Origin of the sequence: Luteitalea sp., assembly GCF_022842525.1 — a bacterium.
In the GTDB taxonomy this organism is placed as follows: domain Bacteria; phylum Acidobacteriota; class Vicinamibacteria; order Vicinamibacterales; family Vicinamibacteraceae; genus Luteitalea.
The window spans coordinates 1-26,549 of the sequence record NZ_JALHPM010000091.1 but is presented as its reverse complement, the minus strand read 5'-3'; the positions used below and the strand labels follow the sequence as shown (position 1 = coordinate 26,549).

20 protein-coding genes, 2 tRNA genes and 1 pseudogene are annotated in these 26,549 nt (G+C 70.2%); 9 read left to right on the top strand and 14 right to left on the bottom strand.

Annotated elements, in window-relative coordinates:
• Positions 1-95 precede the first annotated feature (95 nt).
• Entirely contained in the window at positions 96-593 is a 498-nt protein-coding gene (locus tag Q0C41_RS17790) for a hypothetical protein (protein ID WP_291985866.1), read from the bottom strand.
• A 35-nt stretch (positions 594-628) separates the two neighbouring features.
• Between Q0C41_RS17790 and Q0C41_RS17785 the strand changes: the two genes are divergently transcribed.
• Together Q0C41_RS17785 and Q0C41_RS17780 are read left to right on the top strand one after the other, a co-directional pair.
• Complete coding sequence (locus Q0C41_RS17785) at positions 629-3,433, top strand: PAS domain-containing protein (protein ID WP_291985864.1); 2,805 nt, start codon at positions 629-631, stop codon at positions 3,431-3,433.
• Complete coding sequence (locus Q0C41_RS17780) at positions 3,430-3,966, top strand: DUF1697 domain-containing protein (RefSeq protein ID WP_291985862.1); 537 nt, start codon at positions 3,430-3,432, stop codon at positions 3,964-3,966. The genes Q0C41_RS17785 and Q0C41_RS17780 overlap by 4 nt, the downstream gene beginning before the upstream one ends.
• A gap of 55 nt (positions 3,967-4,021) precedes the next feature.
• Here Q0C41_RS17780 and Q0C41_RS17775 read toward each other — a convergent pair whose 3' ends face one another.
• Positions 4,022-5,437, bottom strand: coding sequence for a nitronate monooxygenase (locus tag Q0C41_RS17775; RefSeq protein ID WP_291985860.1), 1,416 nt, complete (start codon positions 5,435-5,437; stop codon positions 4,022-4,024).
• A 63-nt stretch (positions 5,438-5,500) separates the two neighbouring features.
• Here Q0C41_RS17775 and Q0C41_RS17770 point away from each other — a divergent pair, with 63 nt between their 5' ends.
• The 3 genes from Q0C41_RS17770 (at position 5,501) to Q0C41_RS17760 (ending at position 7,043) form a co-directional block, all read left to right on the top strand.
• Positions 5,501-6,661, top strand: a complete 1,161-nt coding sequence (locus tag Q0C41_RS17770; RefSeq protein ID WP_291985858.1) for a PepSY domain-containing protein — start codon at positions 5,501-5,503, stop codon at positions 6,659-6,661.
• A 130-nt stretch (positions 6,662-6,791) separates the two neighbouring features.
• Positions 6,792-6,867 (top strand) — tRNA-Val (locus Q0C41_RS17765).
• A gap of 99 nt (positions 6,868-6,966) precedes the next feature.
• Positions 6,967-7,043 (top strand) — tRNA-Asp (locus Q0C41_RS17760).
• 493 nt (positions 7,044-7,536) lie between these two features.
• Here the strand turns inward: Q0C41_RS17760 and Q0C41_RS17755 are convergent.
• From Q0C41_RS17755 to Q0C41_RS17730, 6 genes are all read right to left on the bottom strand, one after another.
• Positions 7,537-11,277 carry a carboxypeptidase-like regulatory domain-containing protein gene (locus tag Q0C41_RS17755; RefSeq protein WP_291985856.1) on the bottom strand — a complete coding sequence of 1,247 codons (3,741 nt, stop codon included), beginning with the start codon at positions 11,275-11,277 and terminating at the stop codon, positions 7,537-7,539.
• Between the two features lie 318 nt (positions 11,278-11,595).
• Entirely contained in the window at positions 11,596-12,129 is a 534-nt protein-coding gene (locus Q0C41_RS17750) for an isoprenylcysteine carboxylmethyltransferase family protein (protein WP_291985855.1), read from the bottom strand.
• Complete coding sequence (locus Q0C41_RS17745; protein ID WP_291985853.1) at positions 12,129-13,127, bottom strand: glycosyltransferase family 9 protein; 999 nt, start codon at positions 13,125-13,127, stop codon at positions 12,129-12,131. Before Q0C41_RS17745 ends, Q0C41_RS17750 begins: the two co-directional genes overlap by 1 nt.
• Positions 13,124-13,615, bottom strand: coding sequence for an adenylyltransferase/cytidyltransferase family protein (locus Q0C41_RS17740; RefSeq protein ID WP_291985851.1), 492 nt, complete (start codon positions 13,613-13,615; stop codon positions 13,124-13,126). The genes Q0C41_RS17745 and Q0C41_RS17740 overlap by 4 nt, the downstream gene beginning before the upstream one ends.
• The gene (locus Q0C41_RS17735) at positions 13,612-14,622 is read right to left on the bottom strand and encodes a bifunctional heptose 7-phosphate kinase/heptose 1-phosphate adenyltransferase (protein ID WP_291985848.1); all 1,011 of its coding nucleotides are present in this window, start codon (positions 14,620-14,622) and stop codon (positions 13,612-13,614) included. The genes Q0C41_RS17740 and Q0C41_RS17735 overlap by 4 nt, the downstream gene beginning before the upstream one ends.
• Positions 14,623-14,624: 2 nt before the next feature.
• Positions 14,625-15,203: an HAD-IIIA family hydrolase gene (locus Q0C41_RS17730; RefSeq protein WP_291985846.1), complete on the bottom strand. Its 579-nt coding sequence runs from the start codon at positions 15,201-15,203 to the stop codon at positions 14,625-14,627.
• Positions 15,204-15,233: 30 nt separating this feature from the next.
• Between Q0C41_RS17730 and Q0C41_RS17725 the strand changes: the two genes are divergently transcribed.
• The gene (locus Q0C41_RS17725) at positions 15,234-16,673 is read left to right on the top strand and encodes a sodium:solute symporter (protein ID WP_291985844.1); all 1,440 of its coding nucleotides are present in this window, start codon (positions 15,234-15,236) and stop codon (positions 16,671-16,673) included.
• A gap of 199 nt (positions 16,674-16,872) precedes the next feature.
• Here the strand turns inward: Q0C41_RS17725 and Q0C41_RS17720 are convergent, their stop codons facing one another.
• From Q0C41_RS17720 to Q0C41_RS17700, 5 genes are all read right to left on the bottom strand, one after another.
• A complete protein-coding gene (locus tag Q0C41_RS17720; protein WP_291985842.1) occupies positions 16,873-17,334 on the bottom strand; it encodes a transposase in 462 nt (153 codons plus the stop codon).
• 464 nt (positions 17,335-17,798) lie between these two features.
• Positions 17,799-18,818, bottom strand: coding sequence for a lipopolysaccharide heptosyltransferase II (gene waaF / locus Q0C41_RS17715; protein WP_291985840.1), 1,020 nt, complete (start codon positions 18,816-18,818; stop codon positions 17,799-17,801).
• Positions 18,815-19,771, bottom strand: coding sequence for a lysophospholipid acyltransferase family protein (locus Q0C41_RS17710; RefSeq protein ID WP_291985838.1), 957 nt, complete (start codon positions 19,769-19,771; stop codon positions 18,815-18,817). Before Q0C41_RS17710 ends, waaF begins: the two co-directional genes overlap by 4 nt.
• Positions 19,768-20,805 carry a tetraacyldisaccharide 4'-kinase gene (gene lpxK, locus Q0C41_RS17705; protein ID WP_291985836.1) on the bottom strand — a complete coding sequence of 346 codons (1,038 nt, stop codon included), beginning with the start codon at positions 20,803-20,805 and terminating at the stop codon, positions 19,768-19,770. The genes Q0C41_RS17710 and lpxK overlap by 4 nt, the downstream gene beginning before the upstream one ends.
• Positions 20,802-22,112, bottom strand: a complete 1,311-nt coding sequence (locus Q0C41_RS17700; RefSeq protein WP_291985834.1) for a 3-deoxy-D-manno-octulosonic acid transferase — start codon at positions 22,110-22,112, stop codon at positions 20,802-20,804. The genes lpxK and Q0C41_RS17700 overlap by 4 nt, the downstream gene beginning before the upstream one ends.
• Positions 22,113-22,321: 209 nt before the next feature.
• Here Q0C41_RS17700 and gap point away from each other — a divergent pair, with 209 nt between their 5' ends.
• From gap to tpiA, 3 genes are all read left to right on the top strand, one after another.
• Positions 22,322-23,329 carry a type I glyceraldehyde-3-phosphate dehydrogenase gene (gap, locus tag Q0C41_RS17695; RefSeq protein WP_291985832.1) on the top strand — a complete coding sequence of 336 codons (1,008 nt, stop codon included), beginning with the start codon at positions 22,322-22,324 and terminating at the stop codon, positions 23,327-23,329.
• A 16-nt stretch (positions 23,330-23,345) separates the two neighbouring features.
• Positions 23,346-24,533: a phosphoglycerate kinase gene (locus Q0C41_RS17690; RefSeq protein ID WP_291985829.1), complete on the top strand. Its 1,188-nt coding sequence runs from the start codon at positions 23,346-23,348 to the stop codon at positions 24,531-24,533.
• 214 nt (positions 24,534-24,747) lie between these two features.
• The gene (gene tpiA, locus Q0C41_RS17685; protein WP_291985827.1) at positions 24,748-25,503 is read left to right on the top strand and encodes a triose-phosphate isomerase; all 756 of its coding nucleotides are present in this window, start codon (positions 24,748-24,750) and stop codon (positions 25,501-25,503) included.
• Here the strand turns inward: tpiA and Q0C41_RS17680 are convergent.
• A pseudogene (locus Q0C41_RS17680) lies at positions 25,504-26,549 on the bottom strand (hypothetical protein); the annotation flags it as partial. It lies immediately after the preceding gene.

The following is a 26,549-nucleotide window of genomic DNA, read 5'->3' as shown; positions in this document are numbered from 1 at the left end:
CCGAAGGCGCGCGGCCGGCTGCGCGCCGGCCGGCACGCCGAGGCCCGCCACCACGAGGGCGGCGAGGACGCCGGCCCGCACGATGCGTCGCACGCTCACCAGGATCGGAACCAGGGGCGGGCGACCTCGCCCATGAACGGCCAGGGAATCGCGGCCAGGATGATCAGCAGCGAGACGCCCCCGAAGATCAGCGAGGTGCGGGCCGCGCGGGCCGCGTCGATGGCCTTGCGCGCACGCACGGCGCCCATCTGCGCCACGACGAGCGCCACGATCATCATCGTGGTGTGCTCGACGATGAAGAAGCGCATCGGACGGACTTTCATGGCCGTGCCCATGTCGGCCCACGAGGCGAGCGCCAGCGGGCTGATGAACAGGAGCACGACCCCCAGCAGGAACTGGAGGTGCAGCCCGCCCATGTAGACGCGCCAGGGCCCGCGGACCGGCGACGTCTCGGCAGAGCTGGTGCGGCCGAGGGACGTCGCGGCAGCCAGAAGGAGCCACAGGGCGCCGAACAGGACGATCCAGCGGGTCAGACCGTGAAGGGAGAGAATCAGCGGGTAGATGGCGGCCATGCTGTCCGCATGGTACGTCACGACCGTGGGTGCCGTAAGATCCCCCTGCCCTGCCTATGCTCGAACGTCTCGTCTCGACCATCGGCGAAGGTCTCGTCGCCCTCGACCCGCACCTGCGGTACGGCTTCATCAACGACGCGGCCGAACGGCTGCTGGGTCTGTCGCGCCAGGAGGCCCTCGGACGCACGCTGCGCGAGGTGCTGCCCGAGCCGTTGCTCGGCCAGTTGCTGCCGCACGTGCAGGCGGCCCTGGCCACGGGCCAGCCCGTCACCTGCGAGACCCACATCCCGCACCCCGAGCGCTGGGTGGAGCACCGCCTGCGGCCCTGGGATGGCGGGGTGACCATCCTCTCGCTCGACGTGACCGAGCGTCGCCGCGCCGATGACGGCCTGCGTCGGCGCGAGGCGATGCAGGCCCTGCGCGAGAGCCGGGACGTCCTGGCGCTGGCCATGCGCGGCGGACGCATGGGCGCATGGTCACGCAACCTCTCCACCAACGTGGTCTGGTGGAGCCGCGAACTCGAGGAGCTCTTCGGCTTGCCGCCCGGCGGCTTCGAGGGCACCGAGGCCGGCTTCTTCGAATTCGTCCATTCCGAGGATCGCCCGCACGTCGAGGCCGCCGTCGCCGAAGCCATCCGCACGGACACGGACTACGTGGTCGAGTTCCGCTTCCGCCACGGCGAGGGGCGCTGGCGCTGGATGGACGGACGCGGGCGCGCCGTGTACGAGAAGGACGGCACCCCCCTCTGGCTCTATGGGCTCGGCATCGACATCACCGAACGCAAGGAGGCCGAGGCCGCCCTCGACGCGGCCCGCGCGGCCGCCGATGCCGACGCCGAGCGGCTGCATCTGGCGATGGCCGTGGCGCGACTCGGCGACTGGAGCTGGGATACGCGGACGGATCTGATTACCTACTCGGCACGCGCCGCCGAGATCTTCGGCGTCGATCCGACCTGCGCCATGACCTGGGCGGAGGTCCGCGAACGCATCCACCCGGACGACCGGGACCGTGCCCGCCTGGCCGTCGAGGTCGCCGTCGAGACGCACGGCGACTACGCCATGGAGTACCGCATCATGCGGCACGGGCGCGAGCGCTGGATCTCGGCCCGCGGCCGGCCGCGCTACGACGCCACCGGGGCGCCGATCGGCATGCAGGGTGTGGTGCAGGACGTCAGCCACGACCGCCTGCTCGTCCACCTCGACGATGCGGTGCGGGGCCTGACGGCGGCCGAGGACATCACGTCGACCGCCGCGCGCATGCTCGGCGAACACCTGGGAGCCGACCGCTGCGCCTACGCCACCGTGGATGGCGACGGTGCCCTGGCCGTCACCGGCAACTACGTGCACGGCATCCACAGCCTGGTGGGTCGCCATCGTCTCTCGAGCGTCGGAGCACACGTCGCTCGCCTCCTGGAGACCGGCGCGGTGGTGACCGTGGACGACACCCAGGCCGACGGCCGCCTCACCAGCGAGGAGAGCGACACCTACGCCTCGGCCTCGATTCGGGCCTTCATCGCCGCGCCCATCCTGAAGGGCGGGCGACTGGAAGCCGGCATGGCGGTGCACTGCGCGCAGCCCCGGGCCTGGCACTCGCACGAAGTCGCCCTGGTCCAGCAGGTGGCGAGTCGCTGCTGGGAGTCCATCCAGCGTTCGCGCGTCGAGGAAGAACGCGCCGCACTGCTGGCCCGTGAGCGCCTGGCGCGACTCGAGGCCGAACAGCAGAACCGCCGACTGGCCCAGTTGTCCGAGGCCGCCGAGGCCGCCAACCGCGCCAAGGACGAATTCATGGCGATGCTCGGCCACGAACTCAGGAACCCGCTGGCGCCGATCCTGACCGGCCTGCAGCTGATGCGACTGCGGGGCGACACGGGGTCGGACCGCGAGCGCATCGTCATCGAGCGGCAGGTCCGCCACCTGACACGCCTCGTGGACGACCTGCTCGACGTCTCGCGCATCACGCGCGGACAGGTCGAACTGAAGCTCGCGCCGGTGGAGACGGCCGAGGTCATCGCCAGGGCCATCGAGATCGCGAGCCCCCTGCTCGAGGCGCGCACGCACACGCTGACGATCGACGTGCCGCGCGCCGGCCTGCCGATCCTGGTGGACCCGGCGCGGCTCAGTCAGGTCGTGGCGAACCTGCTGACCAATGCGGCCCGCTATACCCCGCACGGGGGCGCCATCACGGTGACGGCCGGGCGCGACGGCGATTTCGTCGAGGTGCGCGTGCGCGACACGGGCATCGGCATCGCGCCAGAGATGCTGCCGACGGTCTTCGATCTGTTCGTGCAGGGGCGGCAGGCCAGCAACCGCGCCGAGGGTGGTCTGGGCCTCGGCCTCGCCATCGTGCGCAACCTCGTCGAACGTCATGGCGGCCGCGTCGAGGCCCACAGCGACGGCATCGGCTGCGGCAGCGAGTTCGCCGTGTGGGTGCCGCGGGCGCCGATCCTGGCCCGCCACGAACAGCCCCTGCGGTCCCGCACCACCGAGGTCCCGAGCCTGCCGCTGCCGCACGCCCAGCGCGTGCTCATCGTGGACGACAACGAGGACGCCGCCGACATGCTGGCGCACGTGCTCGCGTCGCGTGGACACCAGACGCGCGTGGCGCACGACGGCGTGGAAGCCCTGCGTGCCTGCGAGGAGTTCCAGCCCCAGACGGCCCTGCTCGATCTCGGCCTGCCGGTGATGGATGGCTACGAACTCGCCAGCCGCCTGCGGGCCCTGCCGGGCCTGGAGGACATCCGGCTGATCGCCATCACCGGGTACGGGCAGGAGTCCGACCGTCGCCGCACCAGTGACGCCGGCTTTCAGCACCACCTGGTCAAGCCCGTGGACATCTCGCTCATCGAGGGATTGTTGACGTGAGCACCTGGGTCGGCTTGCTGCGCGGCATCAACGTCGGCAAGGCGAAGCGCCTGGCCATGGCCGACCTGCGGGCACTGGTCGAGGAGGCCGGATTCACCGGCGCACGCACGCTGCTCAACAGCGGCAACGTGGTCTTCGATGGCACGCACACCACGGCGGCGCGCGTGGCGACGCGGCTCGAAGCGGCCATCGAAGCACGCGCCGGGTTCGCGGTGCACGTCGTCGTGCTGGCGGCCGAGGACCTGAATCTCGTGGTGCGGGAGCAGACGCTGACCCAGGCCGACAACCCGTCGCGGCTGATGGTCACCTTCCTGCAGGACCCGGGCCGTCTGGAGGCCGTGCGCGCCCTGGCGTCGCGCGACTGGACGCCGGAGGCGGTCTCGATCGGCACGCGCGCCGCCTACGTCTGGTGTCCGGCCAGCGTGCTCGAGAGCCCCGCCTTCGAGGCCGTCAGCGTCGGCCTCGGCACACACATCACCACGCGCAACTGGGCCACCGTCCAGAAACTGCACGCGATGCTGGGCGACCGGTAACCGCGGGACTCGTCCCGCGGTCGCGCGAGGGACGCCTCGCCGAGGCGTCCGCCCGCTACGTTCCCAGCATCGTCCTGACGACGTCGGCGGCGCTGTAGCCCTCGGCATCCGGCGCCAGGAACTGCCCCACTTCGAGCAACGCGTCGCCCGACGTGACGATGCCGGCCTCGACGTGCTTGCCGGCGCGAATCTGCGGGAAGCCGGCCGTCGCCATCAGCGCGTTGCAGATGCACTTGCGCCCGACGGTGTCGGCCTGTTCGCCACCCTTGTCGAGGAACAGCGACACGGGTTCGGCGGCACATCGATACCCGATGGTGCCGTCCTCTTCGCGGTACGACTCGCGCAGGTAGCCGAGATCGCAGATGCGCGGGCGCGAGGTGTAGATCTCCTCGAGGGCGACGGTGCCCGGCAGATTGGCGACCTTGAACGGGAAACCGGTCGGTGACGCGAGTGGATCCGTCTTGACGCGGGTGACGGCCTCCTTGACGTACGTCAGCAGGGCGGAGCGGTAGTCCGGCCGCAGGCCCGAGTCGTCGCAGAGCGCGAAGGCGGTGCCCATCTGGATGCCGGTCGCGCCCTCGGCCTGGGCCGCCAGCAGGCCGTCGCGCGTGCCGTAGCCGCCCGCCAGCCAGAACGGCACGCCGAACTCGCGGAACGCGGCGAGGTCGACGCGATCGCGCTCGCCGTAGATGGGTTCGCCCTCGGGCGTCAGTTGCAGCTTGCCGCGGGGTGGCGCGTTGTGTCCGCCCGCCGTGGGCCCCTCGATGATGAAGCCGTTGACCACGCCATTGGCCTTGCGCAGCAGCGTCAGCGCCAGCGTCGACGATCCCACGATGGCGAAGAAACCCGGGCGCTTCAGCGACGGCCGCCGGTCGCCCATGATCTCGGCCGGGTCGAAGCGAATCAGCGTGTCGTCGCCGGGCATGCTGCCGATGACGGCCAGCGGATACGTGGCGGGTTGATTGGCCGCGAGCGCGTCGATGGCGCCAGGAATCTTCAGCGGGATGCCCGCGCCCATCAGGATGTAGTCGACCCCCGCCAGCAGGGCCCCGTAGATCGACACGAGGTGCGGGAACTGGATCTTCTCGAGGAAGTTGATGCCGACCGGGTTGTCGTGCTCCTGCCGCGCCAGCCACACCTCGACGAAGTTGGCCACGACGCACAGCGCACGCAACTCGGGCGTGCCCTCGCGGGTGTGCATCGGCAGCTTCGCGTAGGACTGCTTCTCGTCCTTGCCGCCCTCGATGTAGTACTGCTGCCAGACACGCTCGGCCACCGCCGGCACGGGAAAGGCGTCGAGGGCCTGACGCATGTGGCCGCCCGGGTCACCGTCCTGGAGTCGTCGGACGAGCACTTGATCGAGCGCGGTGCCCGACACGACGCCGAGCGCACCCGCCTTCGAGGCGGCACGTGCGAGATGCCAGTCGGAAATGGCGACACCCATGCCGCCCTGGATGATGGTCGGAAGCATCACGTATCTTTCATGCGCCCGAGACATGCGGAAGGCGGGCGCTGCTGATAGAGTCCCTCGCAGATGCCGTTGCCAGCGCCTGCGCCTGCAGCCGCGCGACGCACCTCATGGGTGCGCCGTGCCCTGTTCCAGGTCCACCTGTGGACGGGACTCGCGCTCGGCCTGTACGCCCTGGCCATCAGCGTGAGCGGCTCGCTCCTAGTCTACTCGCCTGTTCTCGGGGAGTGGACCCATCGTGACCTGCGTGCGGTCCCGCTCGAGATGGTCGAGGGCCGCGTGGTCGTGACGCCTGCCGAGGCCGTCGCGCGCGTCGCGGCGGCACTGCCAGGGCGGCCGCTCCTGAACGTCCAGGTGGCCGCCGCACCGCACCGGGCCCACGTCGTCGGCCTCCTCGAGCAGTCGCAGTATCAGGTCGCCTTCGTGCATCCGGTGACCGGGGCCGTCTCGGCCCCCGTGCATGGCCGCGGCGCCGTGCTGGGCTGGCTGGATCGCCTGCACTCCAACTTCTTCTCCGGCAGGCCCGGACGCGTGGCCAACGGGATCGGGGCGCTGCTGCTGGTGCTGCTGTCGGTGACCGGGATCGTGATCTGGTGGCCGGGTCGGGCTGGCGTGGGGCGGGCCCTGCGCGTCGACTGGCGGGCGGGCTGGAAGCGTGTGGTGTTCGACCTGCACCACGCGCTCGGCGCCTGGCTGCTGGTGCCGGTGCTGGTCCTCTCGCTCACGGGCGCGTACTTCACCTGGCCGCAGATCACCCGCGACCTGATCTCGCGCGTCTCGCCGGTCACGCGGGCCGCCGCGCCGCGCAGCCGCGCCGCGGACGACGGGTCGCCCGTGGTCAGCCTCGACACGGTCATCGCCCGCGTGCGACAGGCCAATCCGGCGGACACCGCGCTGCGGGTGGATCTCCCCGGGGGGCCCACCTCGCCGTATCTCCTCGTCTCGAGTGCACACGCCGACGCGGGTCCGCGTCAGTCGACGATGACGTTCGTGGACCGGTACTCGGGCGAGACGCTGGAAGTGCGACACGGCAGCCAGGCCCGCACCTGGGGCGACACCCTCGTCGCCTGGTTGCCGCCGCTGCACAGCGGACACTTCGGCGGCCCGGTAGTGCACGCGATCTGGGCCGTGCTGGGCCTCGCGCCGGCCGTGCTGTTCTGTACGGGGTTCCTGATGTGGTGGAACCGCGTCGTGGTCCCGCGCCGCCGACGCGGCCGCAGGCGCTGACGCGGTGCTTGACGACCCGCCGGCGGGGCCGTGTATACTCGGTGGGTTGTCGCGAGCACGTAGCGCGCCGACGGGCGTTCGACCTGCTGCAGCCTGGGCGGTCTCGAGCGCCGGCACGGCTGGATGGAGAGGGCGGTTAGCTCAGTTGGTAGAGCACCGGTCTTACACACCGGCTGTCACAGGTTCGAGTCCTGTACCGCCCACCAGCCTTGGCGCTGGGGGCACGTGGTCGCGGAGGCTGGCAAGCCCCGCCTCACGCGCGCGGCAGGTCAGCGCAGTCCAGCGACACGAACACCACACATTGCGGGGTCGTAGCTCAGTCGGTTAGAGCGCCGGCCTGTCACGCCGGAGGCCGCGGGTTCGAGCCCCGTCGACCCCGCCACTCCCGCAAGATTTCGTTTCATCATGCGTCGACCTGAAGGTCGACGCCTACAGTCGATCTGACGATGGAGAGAGCCTCCAGTCTGACGGCACGGTGTCGCCCTGCAGTGACGACGTGTGGCGGTGCGCGACGGCTCCGCTGACGGCCGTAGCCGTCGACCTTCAGGTCGACGGTCCCCTTCCAGTTCGTTGCCTGCGATCGCGCACGCCGCGCGTCGATCTGAGCGTTCGCGTCGATGTAAACATCGACGCCTACAGTCGTCCTGACGATGGAGAGAGCCTCCAGTCAGAGGGCACTGCAGCGACGACGCGTGGCGGTGCGCGACGGCTCCGCTGACGACTGTAGCCGTCGACCTTTAGGTCGACGGGCGCTCTCCCCCCTCCCCAGCACGACGAAGGCCGGGCGCCCGCGAGTGCGAGCGACCGGCCTGGGGTCCTTCCCGTCCGGTGTCCTGACGAAGGCCGAAGGCCGATGGCCCAGGGCCGACGTTCGACTAGAACTCGTAACGGAGGTTCAACTGCATGCAGCGGTTGGCCGCGCCGTCGCAGCCGGCGAGCGTGCCGTTGTAGCGGCCGAACGTGGCAGCGATATCTGGGAACATGTCGAGCGTGGCCGTGTCGAACCGCACGCTGTTGGTGAGGTTGAACACGTCCCAGCGGAACATCAGCCGGTGGCCGAACGGCATGCGGAAGGTCTTGCCGATGCTGGCGTCGATGCCGAAGTAGCCGTCGCCGCGGAACAGGTTGCGGGTACCCGACTGGCCGGGCGTCGCGCGCTGGAAGAACGAGAGCGCCTCGGTGGCGTTCTCCCACGGGCTCGGCTGACCACCCACAGCGTTGGGCGTCGTCGCCTGCGGCGGCAGGCGGTTCGGGTCGGCGAGGACCGCGTTGCCCTGGATGTTCCAGTTGGTCGCCCAGCACGAGCGGCAGTTGTAGACGTTGAACGGGAAGCCGCTCGTCTGGCGGTAGATGCCGGCCAGCGACCAGTCGCCGATGAGGGCGTTCACGAAGCCATTGGCGTTGGCGCCCCACTTCTTGCCCTGGCCGAACGGCAGTTCGTACAGCGCGTTGACGTTGATCTGGTGACGGACGTCGAAGTCGGCGAACGAGTACTGCTGATCCGGGTCCCACGAGTTGACGAGGAAGCCCGAGTAGCCGCCAGCGGCGAAGTTGCCGAACGACGCACCGCGCTCGACCGACGAGCCGTGGTCCTTGGCGACGGCGAACGTGTAATTGAAGTCGAACTGGTAGCCGTCCGACAGCCGCCGGCGCAGCGACAGCTGCATCGAGTTGTAGCCCGAACGCGCCAGCGAGCTCTGGACCGCCAGCGAGTCGTACTGCTGGTTGAAGAACGAGAAGCGCCCGGTGCTGGCGCAGGCCGGGAAGCAGAACTGGTCGGCCTCCCAGAGGGCGGTGATCCAGTCGGGTCCGTTGGACATGAACGCCGCCGCCATCGCCTGCGTGGCCGTCTGGGTCGCGGTGGCCGCGCCCGGGAACATGTTCTCCCAGTAGGGGATCGGCGCCACGTTGGCAGCGCCGACGGCACGCGCCTGCGTGATCATCTCGTTGGCGGCCGTGAAGTAGTCGACACCGGACCGCGGGTCGACCAGGTTCGACGGCATGGCCGCATCGCGACGGATCAGCAGGTTGCGGCCCTGCCGACCGACGTAGGCGACGTCGACCGAGTAGTTGCGGCCGAGGTCACGGCTGAACGTCAGGTTGTAGGCGTGCGAGTACGGCGTGTCGAGGTTCTGGTCGATCGCCGAGGTGATCGTGCCCGAGCGGGTCGGCGGCGTGGCCGGGAACGTCGCCGGCGGGGCGGCCGGGTACGTCGCAGGAATGACGTTGATGCCCCGGAAGCGAATGGCCGGATTGGTCTCGTTGTTGGTGTTGACCGGGCTGCTCAGCACGGTGGCCAGACCGAACGACCCGACGTTGTTGAACTGCGTCGCCAGGCCCGAGCCGATGCGGTCGTAGACCAGGAAGTAGCCGCCGCGGATCGACGTCTTCGGATTCAGCGTCCAGGCGAAGCTGACGCGGGGCGCGAAGTTGTTCTTGTCGTACTTGTACCACTCGGGCGCGTCGTTGGCCTTGCCGCCCGGGACGAACGAGATCAGCGCGTCCTGGCTCGACGGGATGCCCGCCTGCATGTTGGCCTCGCGACGCGCCACCCAGTCACCCATGTTGACGTTGGGCACGACCTGCTGGCCGCGGCCCTCGTACACCGGCGGGAAGAGGCTGTAGCGCAGACCACCGGTGAGGGTGAAGTTGTCGCTGACGCGCCACTGGTCCTGGACGTAGAACTCGTACTCGTTGGCCACGTACAGACGCGGCAACGGCTGCCCCTCCGGGATGACCTGGCCATCGATGGTGTAGTTGTAGCGCGCCGTCGTCTGCGTGATGGCACCGAGCATGTTGATGAAGCTGTCGGCGTAGGTGGCCTGCCCTGCGGTGGCCACCGCCGGCAGCCCCGAGCAGTCGGCCGGTGCCGGGCAGACGCCGCCCGGCATGTAGCGACGGCCGACGCCGGTCACCCACGACCCATTGGCCGTGCCGCCGAAGAACGAGCTTGCATTGGTGAAGGTGTCGTTGCGCAGGAAGCGCAGGTTGGTGCCGACCTTCAGCGTGTGGTTGCCCTTGATCCACGAGAAGTCGTTGGTGATGTTCCAGGTACCGAGTTCACGGCCGTTGGTCGACGTCAGCGCGTCGAAGTTGTCCATGAAGCGGAAGATCGTCGCGCTCTGCGTCTGCAGGCCAATGGTCGCATCGTCGATCTTGGTGTACCCGGCGCGGAACGTGTTGACCATGTTCGAGCCGAGCACCCAGTCGTGGCCGGTGGCAAAGCCCCAGTTCTTGACCTCGCGCGTCGTGTTCGGCGCCAGCCCCGGGAACTGCTGCGTGCCGACGATGGCGTCGCTCTGCGAGTTGAAGCGCGTGAACAACGACTGCGCGCCGGTGATCTTGTAGTCGCCGCGGGCGATGATGGTGTTGAACTCGTTGTCGATGGGCGAGGTGAAGCGGTAGCCCATGATGTTGGCCGCGTCACGACCGTCGAAGTTCGGCAGCGGATACTGCTTCCAGTACTCCGAGGCCAGCGCGCTGGCGCCGATGCCGGCCGGGTCGATGCGGCGGAACTCGGCCGGGTTCATCCCGTAGGACCCCGCCGGGATGTTGTGCGTCGAGGTGAAGCCCTGCACCGGACCGCCGGGACAGGCCGCCGGCACGGCGCAGCGATAGGTCAGCACGCCGTCACGCATCGCCGCCGACGGCACCGCGCGCTCGACGACCGACTCGCGCTTCTCGCGCAGCCCCTCGAAGTTCCCGAAGTAGAACAGCCGGTCCTTGAGGATCGGGCCACCCACCGACCCGCCGTAGATGTTCTTGTTGAGCAGCGGCGGCGTGCTTTCGTTGCCGGCCTTCAGCTGCGAGAGCTTGTTGAAGTACTCGTTGGACGAGAACTGCGTGTCGCGATTGACGTAGTAGCCGGCGCCGCGGATGTTGTTGGTGCCGCTCTTGGTGACCAGCGAGACCTGCGGGCCGGACGAGCGGCCGCCGTCGGCGCCGTACGAGCTGGTGGTGACGCGGAACTCCTGCACCGAGTCGAGCGTCAGGCGCAGCACCGAGGTGAAGGCGTTCTGGTTCTGGCCGTCGTTGACGTCGATGCCGTCGAGGGTGACGTTGCTCTGGTCGGCACGCGCGCCGCTCACCGAGCCATAGCGCGGATCGACCGTCGTCTCGGCATTGTTGCGCGGGATGTACACCACGCCGGTCTGCAGCGAGAGCAGGCCGACCGGGTTGCGCGCTTCGAGCGGCAGCCCCATGATCTGCGCTTCCTTGATCACGTTGCCGAGGCTGGCGTCGGTGGTGTTGATGGCCGGCGCTTCGGCCAGCACCTGCACGCTCTCCTCGATGCCGCCGACGGCCAGGGCGACGTCGAGCCGCTGGGACGAGTCGGTGTTGAGCTGCACCTTGTCGATGACGCTGGTCTTGAACCCCGTCAGCGAGGCCTTGACCGTATAGACGCCCGGCGGCACGGCGATGAACTGGTAGGACCCGTTCTCGTTCGAGACCGCCTCACGCGTCGCGCCCGTCGTCGCGCTCGTGAGGGTGACCGTCGCGCCAGGCACGGTGCTCTTCTGATCGTCGGTAACCACGCCCGACAGCGTCGCCGTACCCGTCTGGGCACTGACCGGCTCGGGGGCTGCACACAACGCAAACGCCGCTAGCAGGCTCATGGTGAGCCTGGAGAGAGAACGCCTCACTATCCACCTCCTGCACTCAGAACTGCAAAAACCCCGTCAACCCCGCCCCTGGGGCGCGTTCACGAGGATTGAAAGCGGGTGCGGCCTCCCAACGAAGGGCGCACCTCAACCGGAATGCCCGCCAGAATGGGCCTGCCTCGACCGAATGTCAAGGAACCCGAAGGCCTATCCTTTTGCTTTGCGGACTAAAGCGAACTGCGGAATGTGCGCATGGGACACGATCCGCCCCTCGGCCTCAGACGCTGGGCGTCCGCACGAGGTTGCGCGCCTCGGGACGGTCCGTGCTGCGGGCTACTGGCTTCGGAGCCAGAGGAACAGGCTGACGAGCATCAGCCCCACCGGCGCCCGGTACTCCTTGTTCCGGATCGCCCGGGCCAGACTGAACTGGCGCGCCACCGAGGGCAGGGCGCCCCCGGCGTACCGATCGTAGGTATCGCCGAACGTCGCCCGGAGATACGCCTCCTCGGTGCGGATCGCCAGCCAGAGCGTGGCCCCGAGGTAGGCCGCGATCAGCAGCGCCACCAACCAGTGGTGCGCCGCCAGCGCCAGGCCGATGCCCATGATCGACGAGCCCAGGTACAGCGGATGGCGGGTGACGCGATACGGCCCCGACGTCGTGACCTCGCGACTCTTCTCGAGGTGCCCCGCCGCCCACACGCGCAGCAGTTGCCCGAGCACCGCGATGGGCAGGCCAATCCGGAGGCTCGCCGGCGTCGGCTGCGCCAGCCACAGGACGAGGCCGGCGGCGGCAAAGCCCAGGGGGACCCGCCACCGCGCCAGCCCGGCGCGGGGCGATGCCGGCGCCGCCACGGACACCCGGCGCATCACGCCGCCTCCAGACGGTCGATGACGGCCGCGGTCACCTGCTCCGCCGTCACGCGCTCCAGGCACCAGGCCGGCGCCGTGCACTGCCGCTTGAACACACACGCACACGCCTCGTGGGCCGACACGACCCGATCCCGCGCCTCCCAGGGGCCGTTCCGTCCCGGGGGCGTCGGCCCGTAAAGGCCGACAATGGGGGTGCCCACGGCCGCGGCGAGGTGCAGCGGACCGGTGTCGCCCGACACCACCACCCGCGCCGCCGCCGCCAGGGCCAGCATCTCCACCAGGGTCGTCTGCGGCGCCATGCACGCCGCCTCGCCCGACGACCGCGCCACCGCCGCGGCCAGCGTCGCTTCGTCCGGCCCCCACAACACGACGCTCCGCATCCCCGTCTGCTCGCGCAGGCGACGGGCCACGGCGCCGAAGCGCTCGGCCGGCCAGCGCTTGTTCGGCCAGGCCGCGCCCGGGTTCATCAGCACGAACGGCTCCTCTGCCCCGGCCCGCAGCACCTCCCTCGTGCACGCGACCACGGGCGTCGTCGGAATCCGCAGCGGAAAGCGCCGGGCGCGCGTGTGCAGGCCGAGCAGCGACAGCAGCGACAGGTTCTTGTCGATGACGTGTCCGGCGCCGTCACCGCCGGTCTGCGAGTAGGCCAGCGCCGCGGCAGACTCGCGCAGCAGCGACCGCGAGAACCCGAGGACCCGCCGCGCGCCGCTCAGGCGCGCCACCGCCGCCGACTTCAACAGTCCCTGCAGGTCGATGCACACGTCGTAGCGCTGCCGTCGCACGTCGCGGATGGCCATCGCCCCCGTGCGTCGCTCGAGCGCATGCACGTGGTCGAGGCCGTCCACCAGGTGCAGCAGCGGCGCGAACCGTGGATGCGCGATCCATCCGATCCGCGCCGCGGGCCACGCCTCACGCAGCGCGGCGACCACCGGAATGGCGTGCACGATGTCCCCGAGCGCGCCGAGCCGCACGAGGACGAACGACTCGGCGCTCATGCGGGCGAACCCGCCGGGCGCCCGGAACCGCCCTCGATGGCCGCGACGATGTCGCGCGTGGAATGATCCTTGGGGTCACCGACGATGGCCGTCCGTCCGCCGTACGCCTCGACGATGGCGCGTTCGGGCACGGTCTCGACGGTGTAGTCGGTGCCCTTGCAGTGCACGTCGGGACGCAGAACGTCGAGCAGCGGGCCCACCGTGAGATCGCCGAACAGCACCACGTAGTCCACGCCGCGCAGCGCCGCGACCAGTTCCGCTCGCGCTGCCTCACCGACGATCGGACGCCCCTCCCCCTTCAAGCGCCGCACCACGGCATCATCATTGACCGCGACGACGAGGATGTCGGCTTCCTCAGCCGCGCCCTGCAGGTACCGCAGGTGCCCGACGTGCAGCAGATCGAACACGCCATTGGCAAGCGCGATCGACTGGCCCTGCGCCCGGTGCTCGGCCACGCGCGCCAGCAGCGCTTCGCGGGAGACGATCACCGCTGGTCCCCTTCGATGGCGAGGCGCAGTTCCTCGCCAGAGACGGTCGCCGTGCCGCGCTTCATGACCACGAGGCCACCGGCGTAGTTGGCCAGCCGCGCCGCCGCCTCCATCGAGGCGCCCGAGGCCAGGGCCTGGGTGACGGTGGCGATGACGGTGTCGCCGGCGCCGGTCACATCGGCGATTTCGTCGGACCCGTAGATCGGGATGTGCACGGTGGGACGATCGATCTCGAACAGCGCCATCCCGCGACTGCCCCGCGTGACGAGCACGGCGCGCATGTTCGTCTGCTCGAGCAGCGTCCGGCCCGCCCGCTCCAGCACCTTCCGGTCGTCGTCTATCCGCACGCCGAGCAGGGCTTCGACCTCGGATTCGTTGGGGGTCGACGCCGTCAGCCCCTGGTACCGGCCGAGGTCGTAGCGCGAGTCGACGAGGATGGGCACCGGGCGCCCCTTGCGGGCCCGCAGCGTCTGCCGGACGTGGCGGACGAGCGTCGGGGTCACCACGCCGCCGCCGTAGTCGGAGATGAGCACCGCATCGCAGGTCCGCAGCGCCGTGTCGAGGCGACGGCCCCACGCGGTGTGCACGGCCCGGGCCGAGGCGACGTCGCCCTTGCGGTCGATCCGCACGACCTGTTGCTTGGCCGAATGGATACCACCGGCGAGCACGCGCGTCTTGGTCGTGGTCGTGTGCCCGGCCAGGCGCACGACCCCACGGGCGTCGACGCCCGCCGCGTCGAGCGCCGCGATCAGCCTCGCGCCCTGGTCATCGCGACCAACGCACCCGAAGAGGGACGTCCGGCCGCCGAGGGCGGCGACGTTGTTGGCGGCATTGCCGGCGCCCCCGGGCACGATCTCGGTGGTGTCGTATTCGAGGATGAGGACGGGGGCCTCGCGCGACACCCGCGCGACGCGCCCGTAGAGGAACTCGTCGGCGGCGATGTCGCCGATCACCACGGTGCGCCGACCCGCCAGCGCCGTGAGCACGTCGAGCAAGGGTGCGTGCATGCTTACCGGGCCTGCCGCAGGATCCAGCTCGCGGCGTCGATGAGGTCCTCGGCCACGAAGGCCGGGGTCACGCCCGGAACCGGACGCGCCTCGGCGCTGCGGCCGTAGCCCGTGCGGACGAGCACCCCGCCGGCCATCCCGGCGGCGCCGGCCAGCTGCACGTCGCCCCAGCGGTCGCCGACCATCCACGAACGGGACAGGTCGATGCCGAGGTCGGCCGCGGCGCGATGCGCCAGCGCCGGTGCCGGCTTGCGACAGTCGCAGGTCATCGTGAGCGCGGGCACGTGCCCGGCCGGGTGATGGGGACAGAAGTACCAGCCGTCGATGCGGGCGCCGGCGGTGGTCAGTCGGGCGTCCAGCGCCGCGTGCGTCTCGTGCACGAACGGCTCGTCGAACAACCCGAGCGCGATGCCACTCTGGTTGGTGATCACCACCAGGCGGTAGCCGGCCCGGGCCAGCAGCCGCAGGGCGTCGACGGTGGCCGGAAAGAAGACGAGGCGATGGAGGCTGTCGAGGTACCCGGCCTCCTCGATGAGGGTGCCGTCGCGGTCGAGGAACACCGCGGGAGCGAGGGCAGTCACGAGGAGGATGGTATACCCTGACCCGACTCCATGGCCCTGAACTGGCTCGATTACGCGGTGATCGCCGGCTACGTGCTGGCCTTGACGGCTTTCGGTACGTACTTCGCCCGATTCCAGCGCTCGAGCAAGGACTATTTCCTCACGGGCCACTCGGTGCCGTGGTGGGCGATCTGCTTCACGATCGTCGCCACCGAGACCAGCACCATCACCTTCATCGGCGTGCCCGCGGCGGCGTTCACGGGCAACATGGCGTTCCTCCAGTTGCCGCTGGGCTACGTCATCGGCCGGGTCATCGTCAGTGCGGTGTTCCTGCCGGCGTACTTCCGCGGCGACCTGATGACGTCGTACCAGTTGCTGGAGTGGCGCTTCGGGCCGGCGGTCCGCTCGGCGGGCGCGGCGATCTTCCTGCTGACCCGGTCGCTGGCCGATGGCATCCGCCTGTTCACGACGGCGCTGGTCATCGCGGTGGTCACCGGCATCCCCGTGCCCTACACCGTCGTGCTGCTCGGCACGGCCATGATCGTCTACACGATGTACGGCGGGTCGGCCGCCGTCATCTGGACCGACGTCGTCCAGATGTTCGTGTACCTGGCCGGCGCGATCATCATCTTCTTCGCGCTGCTCTACGGCATCGACGGCGGGTGGGGCGCCGTGGTGGCGGCCGGCACGGCGGCCGACAAGTTCGCGGTCTTCGACTTCTCGTTCGACCCGACGAAGATCTACACGTTCTGGGCCGGCCTGATCGGCGGCGTGGCGCTGACGCTGGCCACGCACGGCACCGACCAGTTCCTCGTGCAGCGCCTGCTCTCGGCCCCGTCGGCCCGCGACGCCGGCCGCGGCCTGATCCTCAGCGGCGTGCTCGTGCTGCTGCAGTTCGGGCTCTTCCTGGTCATCGGCGTCATGCTCTTCACGTACTACCAGCAGGTGCCCCTGCCGGTGCTGGGCCGCCCGGACGAAATCCTGCCCCGCTTCGTCATCGACACCCTGCCGAGCGGCGTCGCCGGCTTCATCGTCGCCGCCATCGTCGCCGCCGCGCTGTCGCCGTCGATCAACGCCATGGCCGCGACCACGGTCAACGACTTCTATCTGCGCTACGTCAACGAGACGGCCGACGAACAGACGATCATGCGCGTGTCGTACCGGGCCACGCTGGGCTGGGGCCTCGTGCAGTTGGTCGTGGCGCTTGCGTGCCAGTGGATGGATCGCTCGGTGCTCGACGCCGGGCTGTCGATCCTGTCGCTCACGGCCGGCCCCGTGCTCGGCGCGTTCCTCGTCGGTTTTGCCACCACGCGGGTCAGCGCGAGCGCGATGCTCGGCGGGATGATCGTCGGCCTGGCCGTCCTCACCTACGTGTGGACCGCCACGCCCATCGCCTGGACCTGGTACGCCTTCATCGGCTCGAGCCTGACGGCGCTGGCCGCCCTCGCCCTGAGCCTGGTGATGCCCGCCCCGGTGCGCCCGCAGGGGTGAGGTGTCGGACGGACCAGTCCGTCGACCTGAAGGTCGACGGCTACAGTCGGCGGCAGGGCCGTCCAACATCGCCACACGTCGCAGCTGCAGGGGTGATCACGGTCAGACTGAAGGCTCTTTCCGTCGGCAGATCGACTGTAGGCGTCGATGTTTACATCGACGCAGATGGTGATGGCGACGCGGATGGTGATCGCGACACTCAGGACACCCCGCCGCGCCGCAACGTCCATCGCCAGGGATTCGTCTCGATATAGGCCACCAGGGCCGTGCGCTCCTGCGCCGAGCGCACGATCCGATCGAAGAAGCCGCGCTGCCAGAGCGGCACGCCTGGCGCCAGCACACCCGCCCGCCGCGCGCCATGCGTGGTTCGCGCCTTGAAGGCACGCACAAGGTCGTCCACCGTGGGCGCGCCGACGTCGGTCCCGTCTCGATCGATCAACAGGTGCACGTGGTCGGGCATCACGACGGCCGCCTGCAGGGCGACGTGCCGGCCGGAGTCGCTGAGGCGCGACACACATGCAGCGGTCAATGCCCCAAGAGCGGACAGCAACACCCGCTCGCCCTCCACCACGCCAAACACCGGTCGCCGACGGTAGGTGCACGCGGTGATGAAGTACGCCCCGGGCGCTCCGTAATCCCAGCCCTCCAGCCGCGATGGCACGTCAGCCCTTGAAGCACGCGACGTGCCAACTCGGCACCGGTTGGCCTGACTCGTCCGCCGTAGCCGATGGTGACGTCGACGCACGCGGTCAGATAGATGCGGACCGACAACCGGCGTCACCTGTGCCACCGACGGTTGCGCGAGATTCGCCGAGGCTCGCTCCGTCGACCTGACTCGTCCTCCGTAGCCTTGGAGACTATCGACCAGAGCTGTCCGTCGACCTGAAGGTCGACGGCTACAGTCGGCGGCAGGGACGAGCGCGGCGATGCTTGATGGACCCTCGATCCGTCGACCTGAAGGTCGACGGCTACAGTCGGCGGCGGGGCCGCCGCACACCGCCACACGTCGCGGCTGCCCGGTGAATCAGAGTCACCCTGGAGGCTGTCTCCATCGGCAGATCGACTGTAGGCGTCGATGTTTACATCGACGCACCTGTTTACATCGACGCACGCGACCCGTCGACGTCACGACTCCCGCAGCGCGGCGATGACCCGCTCCGGGCCGACCGCCGTCATGCAGCGGTGATCGAGGGGGCACTCGCGCAGCATGCACGGGCGGCACCACACCTCGTGAGTGAGGATCCGGTGCGGGCCCAGGGGCGCGGTCGCCCACTCCCGCGTCGGGCCGAACACCGACACGACCGGAGTGCCGAGGGCGGCGGCCACGTGCATGGCGCCGGAGTCGTTGGCCAGCACCCGCGTGGCCAGGCCCAGCACACCGGCCAGCGCCAGCAGTGACGTGCGTCCCGTGAGATCGAGCACGGCGGCGCGCGCGGGTGGCGTCACCCCCGCGAGCACGGCATCGGAGGCGGCGCGGTCGGCCCCGGCGCCGACCAGTGCCACCAGGCCGCCGTCGGCCATCCACGCCGCGGCCACCGCCGCGACATGCCGGGGTGGCCACTGCTTGGCGGTGCCATAGGCCGCGCCTGGCGCGCACACCAGCAACGGTTGTCGCCCATCCCAGCCGCCGTCCCCGAGCAGCGTCAGGGCCGCGTCGCGCGCGGCCTTCGGCAGCAGCGCCTGCAGTTCGAGCGGCGGGCGCGGCAGGCCGAGGGCCTCGACCAGCGCCGCGTAGTAGTCGGCGTGATGCCGCGAGGCGCGCGGGGCGTCCGCGACCCGGATGGCCCGCGTCAGCATGAGCCCGCGCGCATCACGGCGATAGCCCCACCGCTCGGGCACACCCGCCTGGCGCATCGCCAGCGCCGACGCGAAGGAGTTGGTGAACAGCACGCCCAGGTCGTAGCCGCCAGCGCGGATCTGCTCCGCATGTCGACGCACCGCACGCACGCCTGTGCGCCCCTCGAGAGCCACGGCCGTCGCACGGGGGTCCAGCACGGGCACCATCGGCGCGAAGGCCGCCGGCACCGCGACATGGACGATCGCGTCGGGCCACGCATCGCCGATGCCGCGAATCGCCGGCGCTGCCATCACCAGGTCACCGAGCCAGTTCGGCCCGCGCACCACGACCCGGGCAGGCGCGTTCACGAGTCCGACTCTCCAGGTGAATCGTCGACGACCAGCGACGGCGAGTCGGTCGTCTCGACGTCCTGGCGCCAGCGCCGGTGCATCCACAACCAGCGCTCCGGATGAGCGCGGACGTACTTCTCCAGCACCTTGGTGCAGCGCTGCGTGAGATCGCGCACGGCGTCGGGATGCTCCTCGGACGGCAGCGCCAGCGGCTTCTCGTAGATCAGGCGATACCGGCCGTCGTTGAGCGGCAGCGAGAACGCCGGGATGACGGCGGCACCGGTCCGCATCGCCAGCACGGCCACCGCCGACGTCGTGGCGGCCGGGCGCCCGAGGAAATCGACCTTCACCGCATCGGCCGTCAGGATGTGCTGGTCGATGAGGACGGCGACCGCCTGGTTGGCGTTCAGCGCCCGCATGATCCGCCGCAGCCCCCCCTTCCGATCGATGACGCTGTTCCCCGTGCTGCTGCGCAGGTCGATCAACATGCGATCGAGCAGGGGGTTGTCGAGCGCGCGCGCCACCACGGCCATCGGCCCGAGGCGCAGGCCATGCGCGAGGGCGTGCAGCTCCCAGAAACCGAAATGCCCGGTGACGATCAGCGCGCCCTTGCCGGCCTGCTGCGCGGCCTCGATGTGCTCGGCGCCGACGAACTCGACCAGCGACAGCTGGCGCTCGCGGGGCAGCCCGGTGAACCAGAGCAGCTCGACGAGCTTGCGACCGAAATGGGCGAAGACCTCGCGCGCGATGCGGGTCCGCTCCTGCAGGGATCGCTCCGGAAAGGTCGCGGCCAGGTTGTCCAGCGTGATGGCCCGGTGCCTGGCGTCCACCCGATAGGCGATCCAGCCGATGCCGTGCCCGAGCGACGTGGCGAACGACTGCGGCAGGCGACGGACCAGGCTCGTCACGGCGCGCAGGGCGGCGTGCTCCATCCGGTGCCGTCGGGACACCTCGGGTGGCGTGTCGCTCACGCGCCCTCCGGATCGAGTGACAACCGTCCGCGCAGCCACGACCCGAACTCGTCGGCCGGCTCGATGACGACTTCGAGGGGAATGACGGCGACGGGCAGGTCGAAGGGCAGATAGCGTTCGAGCTTCACGGCATCCTTGGCCGTCGTGATCACCGCCGCGGCCCCCACGCCGCGCGCCCGTGCCGCGATCGTGCGCAGGTCGTCGGCCCGGTAGCGATGGTGGTCGCGAAAGCTCACGACATCGGCGAGCGTCCAGCCGGCCTGGCGCAGGTCGTCGGCGACGCGGGTGGGCTCGGCCACGGCCGTCACCAGCAGCACCGGCTGTTCATGGAGACGCGAGAAATCCATCGTGCCCGACAGCGCACGCGGCGGGCCGAGATGGCGACGCGCCTCGAAGATGGGCAGATCCGGTGTCCGTCCCAGCGCCATGCGCAGACGGCTCACCGTCGTGTCGACGGCCAGCAGGGCGTCGGCATCCTCGAGCGCGTGCAGCGGCTCACGCAGGCGCCCCGCCGGCAGCACCTCTCCATGCAGCACGTCGTCGAGCGTCAGCAGGACGAGGTTGACGTCGCGCGCGAGCTGCACGTGCTGGAACCCATCGTCGAGGATGTGGACGGTGCACTGCAGGGTCGACTCGGCGAGGGCGCCGGCGCGGGCGCGGTGCGGGTCGACGAGGACGCAGCAGCCCGGGAGTTCGCGCGCCAGCATGAACGGCTCGTCGCCGCTCTCGGCGAGCGAGGCGCGCATGTGCTCGGCATCCCGCACGATGACGACGTCGCGTGCAGGCTGCTCGCGGCGATACCCGCGGCTCAGAATCGACGGACGCTCACCCCAGCCGTGCAGCATGCGGGCGATGGCCGCGACGACGGGCGTCTTGTTGCGCCCACCAACGGCGATGTTGCCGACGCTGACGACGGGACGCGCGAGCCGGTGGGCCCGCGTGCGACGCAGCGCGCGCCGCAGGTCGGCGCCCCGGCCATAGAGGCGCGCGGCGGCGCGCAGCATCGGAAACGTCCAGGCCTGCGCCTCGCTCATCGCGTCACTCCCGCATCGGCCGAACGGAACGCGCCGGCTTGGACCTGCATCACGTCGGCAATCTCGCGCATCGTCCGCTCGACGGCGCCGCGATGGCGATCCAGCACGCCGCGAGCCGCGTCGCCGAGGCGCTGGCGCCGGGCGGGATCGGCGAACAGGGCGAGGAGTTCCCGCCGCGCGGCGTCGGCATCGGACACCTGGACCAGCGCGCCGGCGTCGAGAAAGGCGCCGGCAATCTCCGCGAAGTTCGACATCGACGGCCCCACCACGATCGGGCGGGCGTACCGGGCCGGCTCCAGGATGTTGTGCCCACCGGCCGGCACCAGGCTGCCGCCGACGAACACGACCGTGGCCTGGGCGCACAACGCCGCGAGTTCACCGATCGTGTCGAGGACGAGGATGTCGAACGGCGCCGCGGCGGTGGCCTCCAGCGCGGTGCGACGCACGACGCGCAGGCCGGTCCGCTCGGCGAGGAGGGTGACGCTGTCGAAGCGCTCGGGGTGTCTCGGCGCGAGCACCAGCCGCGCCTCCGGCAGGGAGGTCCTGAGCTGGCGAAAGGTCTCGATCAGGATCTCGTCTTCCCCCTTGAGGGTGCTCGCGGCCAGCAGCACGGGCACGCCCTCGAGGCAGGCCGCCACCGCGGCCACACCTGGCGGGGGATCGGCCGGCACGTCGTATTTCAGGCTGCCGGTGACGACGATCCGATCGGCAGGCGCCCCGAGCGCCAGGAGTCGGTCGGCCGTGGTCTGCGACTGCGCGCACAGCCGGTCGAACCGGGCCAGCACCGGCGCGAGCAGGCCACGGACCCACCGATACCGGGGATAGCTGCGATCCGAGATGCGCGCGTTGACGAGCAGCACGCCGATGCCCTGGTCCCGACAGAGGCGCAGCACGTTCGGCCAGATCTCGGTCTCGACCACGACCAGCAGGCTCGGGCGCACGTGACGCAGCACGCGGCGGACGATCCACGCGAAGTCGAGCGGGAAGTAGAAGACGCCGACGGCGCCGGTCAGCCGGGCCCGAGCCATCTCCCGGCCGGTCCGGGTGGTGGTCGACACGACGATGCGCCAGTCGGGGTGGTCGCGACGGAGCGCGGCGACGAGCGGGACGGCGCTCAGGACCTCGCCGACCGACACGGCATGGAGCCACAGCGTCGGCCCGGCGGTGCCGGCCACGTCCGGCGGCAGGGTGCCGAGGCGCTCCTGCCAGTGATGGCGGTACTTGCCGTGCCGGAGGGCCTGCCACGCCAGCCACGGCGCCAGCGCCACCAGGGCACACGCGGCAAGCAGGCTGTAGAGGAAAGGCATGGCACAGGATCCTGCCCGGCGGAGACGAGGCGGCTTGGGGAGTATAGCGAACCGCCGGGACACCCGATCGCTCGGACGTCGCGTCAGTGCGATACCATGCTCGGTTGTGTCGTCCGGCCGGCCCCAGGTACACAGATCGGGGCCCCGGGCCACCTCATTTCTTCGTCGTCATCATCCGCAGGTCTGGGGACCGCGTGGGAGGACTCTCCATGGGCATCAAGGTTGGCATCAACGGCTTCGGGCGCATCGGGCGCAACATCATGCGCGCGGCGATGGGCACCGGCAAGCTCGACTTCGTGGCGGTGAACGACCTGACCGACACCAAGACCCTGGCGCACCTGCTCAAGTACGACTCCATCCTTGGCAACCTCGACGCGACCGTCGAGTCGGGTGACGGCTGGATCAGCGTGAACGGCGACAAGTTCCAGGTGCTGGCTCAGCGGGATCCGGCGCAGCTGCCCTGGGGCGACCTTGGCGTCGACGTCGTGTTCGAGGGCACCGGCATCTTCACGAAGCGCGACGATGCGGCCAAGCACATTGCGGCAGGGGCCAAGCGCGTCATCATCACGGCGCCGGCCACCGGGCCCGACGGGACGTTCGTGATGGGCGTCAACCACGAGGCCTACGACCCGGCCAAGCACGTGGTCGTCTCCAACGCCTCCTGCACCACCAACTGCCTCGCGCCGTTCGCCAAGGTGCTGCACGAGAACTTCGGGATGGTGAAGGGCTGGATGACGACGATCCACTCCTACACGAACGACCAGCAGTTGCTCGACCTGCCGCACAAGGACCTGCGCCGCGCCCGTGCCGCCGCGCTGTCGATGATCCCGACGACGACCGGTGCGGCCAAGGCCGTGGGCGAAGTGCTGCCGGAGCTCAAGGGCAAGCTCGATGGCTTCGCGATGCGCGTGCCGACGCCGAACGTCTCGGTGGTGGACCTGGCGGTGATCGTCAGCAAGAAGACGACCGCCGAGGAGGTCAACGCGGCGTTCAAGGCTGCCGCGGCCGGTCCGCTCAAGGGCATCCTCGCCGTCGAGGACGCGCCGCTGGTGTCGGTGGACTTCCGCAAGAACTCCAACAGCTCGATCATCGACTCGGCCTACACCAAGGTCATGGACGGCGATTTCGTCAAGGTGCTGAGCTGGTACGACAACGAGTGGGGCTACAGCAGCCGCTGCGTCGACCTCGTCAACTACATGGCCGACAAGGGCCTGTAGGGATCCGCGAGCAGCCATGGCCAAGCGTTCGATCACCGACCTGAACCTGAAGGGCCGGCGCGTGTTCATCCGCGTCGACTTCAACGTGCCGATCAAGAACGGGCAGATCACCGACGACACACGCATCCAGTCGTCGCTGCCCACGATCCAGTACGCGCTCGACCAGGGCGCCACGGTCATCCTCGCCTCCCACCTCGGCCGCCCCAAGGGCAAGCCGAACCCCGAGTTCACGCTGCAGCCGGTCGCTGACCGGCTGTCGGCGCTGCTCGGGCGGCCGGTGGTGTTCGCGACCGACTGCGTCGGGCCCGCGGCCGCCGAGGCCGTGGCCAAGGCGGGGACGCCCGGTGTGGTGCTGCTGGAGAACCTGCGCTACCACGCCGAGGAGGAGGCCAACGACCCGGCCTTCGCCAAGCAACTGGCGGCACTGACCGACGTCTACGTCAACGACGCGTTCGGATCGGCCCACCGTGCCCACGCCTCGACCGAGGGCATCGTCGCCTTCGTGCCCGAGGCGGCCGCGGGCCTGCTGATGGCCAACGAAGTGGCGTACATGGGCAAGGCGCTGACCGACCCGGAGCGCCCGTTCGTGGCCGTGCTCGGCGGCGCCAAGGTGAGCGACAAGCTCGAGGTCATCCAGAACCTGCTGCCGAAGGTCGACGCCCTCGTCATCGGGGGCGCGATGGCCTACACGTTCCTCAAGGCCGCCGGACTCGACGTCGGCAAGTCCCTGGTCGAGGCGGACCTGGTCGAGACGGCGCGCGACCTCAAGGCGCAGGCCGACGCCCGTGGCCTGACGCTGGCCCTGCCGGAGGATCACGTCGTCGCCGAGGCCTTGTCGGCCGACGTGCCGTCCGAGACGCTGGCCGTGGGCGACCCGGCCATCGGGACGCGCATGGGCCTGGACATCGGCCCGAAGACGGCCGCCCGCTACGCCGAGATCATCCGCGGCGCGAAGACGGTGGTGTGGAACGGCCCGATGGGCGTGTTCGAGATCCCGGCCTTCGCCAACGGCACCAACACCGTCGCCCAGGCCGTCGCCAGCGTCGACGGCATCACGATCATCGGCGGCGGCGACTCGATCTCGGCGGTCCACAAGGCCGGCGTGACCGACAAGATCAGCCACATCTCGACGGGTGGCGGCGCCAGCCTCGAGTTCCTGGGAGGCCGCACCCTCCCCGGCGTGGCGGCCATCCCGGAAAAGTAGACAAGGGCAAAAAGGGCGAACAGGGCAAAACGACACCACCAAAGACGGAAGTCGTAGAAGGAACCAAAGCGGGAAGTCGCCAAGGCCACCACCGCCACCGACTACGGCTCCACCGTCGCCCTTCGCCCTTTTCCCTTTTCTCCTTTCTCCTTCGGTCGTGTCGTTTCGCCCTGTTCGCACTTTTCGCCCTTTTGACCTTTGACAGAGGCTCAGCATGCGCGTCCCCCTGGTGGCTGGTAACTGGAAGATGTTCAAGGGCGTGGCCGACGCCGTCGCCTATGCGAAGGAGTTCCGCGCGCTGGCGAAGGATCTGACCGCGGTGGAACTGGTGATTGCGCCGCCGTTCACGGCGATCCATGGCGTGGCCGACGCGCTGCGCAACTCCGGCATCGCCACGGCCGGCCAGGACTGCTACTGGGAAAAGGATGGGGCCTTCACCGGCGCCATCAGTGCCCCGATGCTGAAGGAAGCCGGCGCCGCGCTGGTCATCCTGGGCCACTCGGAGCGCCGCCGCGTCTTCGGTGACACCGACGCCGATGTCAGCCGGAAGATCCATGCGGCGTACGCCGCCGGGCTGGCCCCGATTGCGTGCATCGGCGAGACGCTCGAGGAGCGCGAGGCGGGCCGCACCTTCGAGGTGCTCGACACCCAGCTCAAGGCGGCCCTCGACGGCCTGTCGGCCGACCAGTTCGCCCAGATGGTGATCGCCTACGAGCCGGTCTGGGCCATTGGCACGGGCCGCAACGCGACGCCAGAGCAGGCCCAGGAGGCGCACGCGCACATCCGCGGGCGGCTGCGGGCGTGGCTCGGCGCCGAGGCCGCCGACAAGTGCCAGATCCTGTACGGCGGCAGCGTCAAGCCGGACAACGCGCGGGCCATCCTCCAGCAGCCCGACGTCGATGGCGCGCTGGTCGGCGGGGCCAGCCTCGATCCGCAGGGCTTCTTCCAGATCGCGTCCGCCGCGGTCTGATCAGCGCACCGTCACCTGCTTGACGACGACCCCGTAGGAGCGCGGATCCCCGCGCCTGCGGGGCCGCGCGTCGGGGACGATGAAGCGGAGGCGATTGATGCCCGTCCGCAACGTCCCGTCCGACAGCGCGACCGTCAGCGTCGTCTCCTCGGCCTCCACCACCGCGTCGAACAGCACCGCGTCGTTCAGCTCGACGCGGACCCCCTGCCGGCCGTTGGTGCCATACGTCAGCGTCAGCGCACGCATCTGGCCAGCGGGCTCGAACAGCAGTTCGGCCACCGGCAGCAGCGTCCACCGCCCCTCACCGCGCATCCGATCGAAGCCGAGCGGATCGAACGCCGGCGCGTCCGGCGCCAGCGTGTCGCCGGCGCGCAGTGGCGGCAGACGGCGATCGGGCACGTGTCGGGCGAAGTAGTCGACCATGCGGGCGCGGTGCCGAGCGCCGCTGTGCAGGAACTGCGGATAGGTCCAGGTGAAGCGCGCCCAGGGCTCGGTGTCGATCGACGGTTCCCGGTTCCACTCGAGCGTCCACGGGTTGAACAGCCCCTGCACCACATGGATGTACGTGGAGCCGAGGGCCGCCGCCGCGAGCACCACGGCGCCGATCCATGTCGCGCCGTGGGGCCGCGTCACGGGCCAGGCCCGCAGGGTCACCAGGAACAGGCTCGGCAGCGCATCGGTCAGCAGGCGCGGGCCGAAACAGCCGCCGCCCCACCACATCTCCCACCGCGACAACGCCAGCACCAGCAGCACGGGCCACCCCAGGCCCACCAGCCACCAGTGAGAGCGAAGGGGCCACGAGGCGGTGGCCAGGGGACGGGCCGCCCAGACGGCCACCAGCACGGGCGAGAACAGCAGGCAGCCCCGCGAGGGGCTCACGAGCAGACCGGCCAGGGCCTCGGCCGAGAACGCGCCACCCCTCACGCCCATCCGGTAGTACGGCGGCAGCCACTCCCCGAACTCGCGCCAGCTGACGGCGGCGAAGACGGCGACGCCGGCGCCCGCCACGGCCGCGGCGCGGATGGCCCCGCGCCCATCGCGACGCC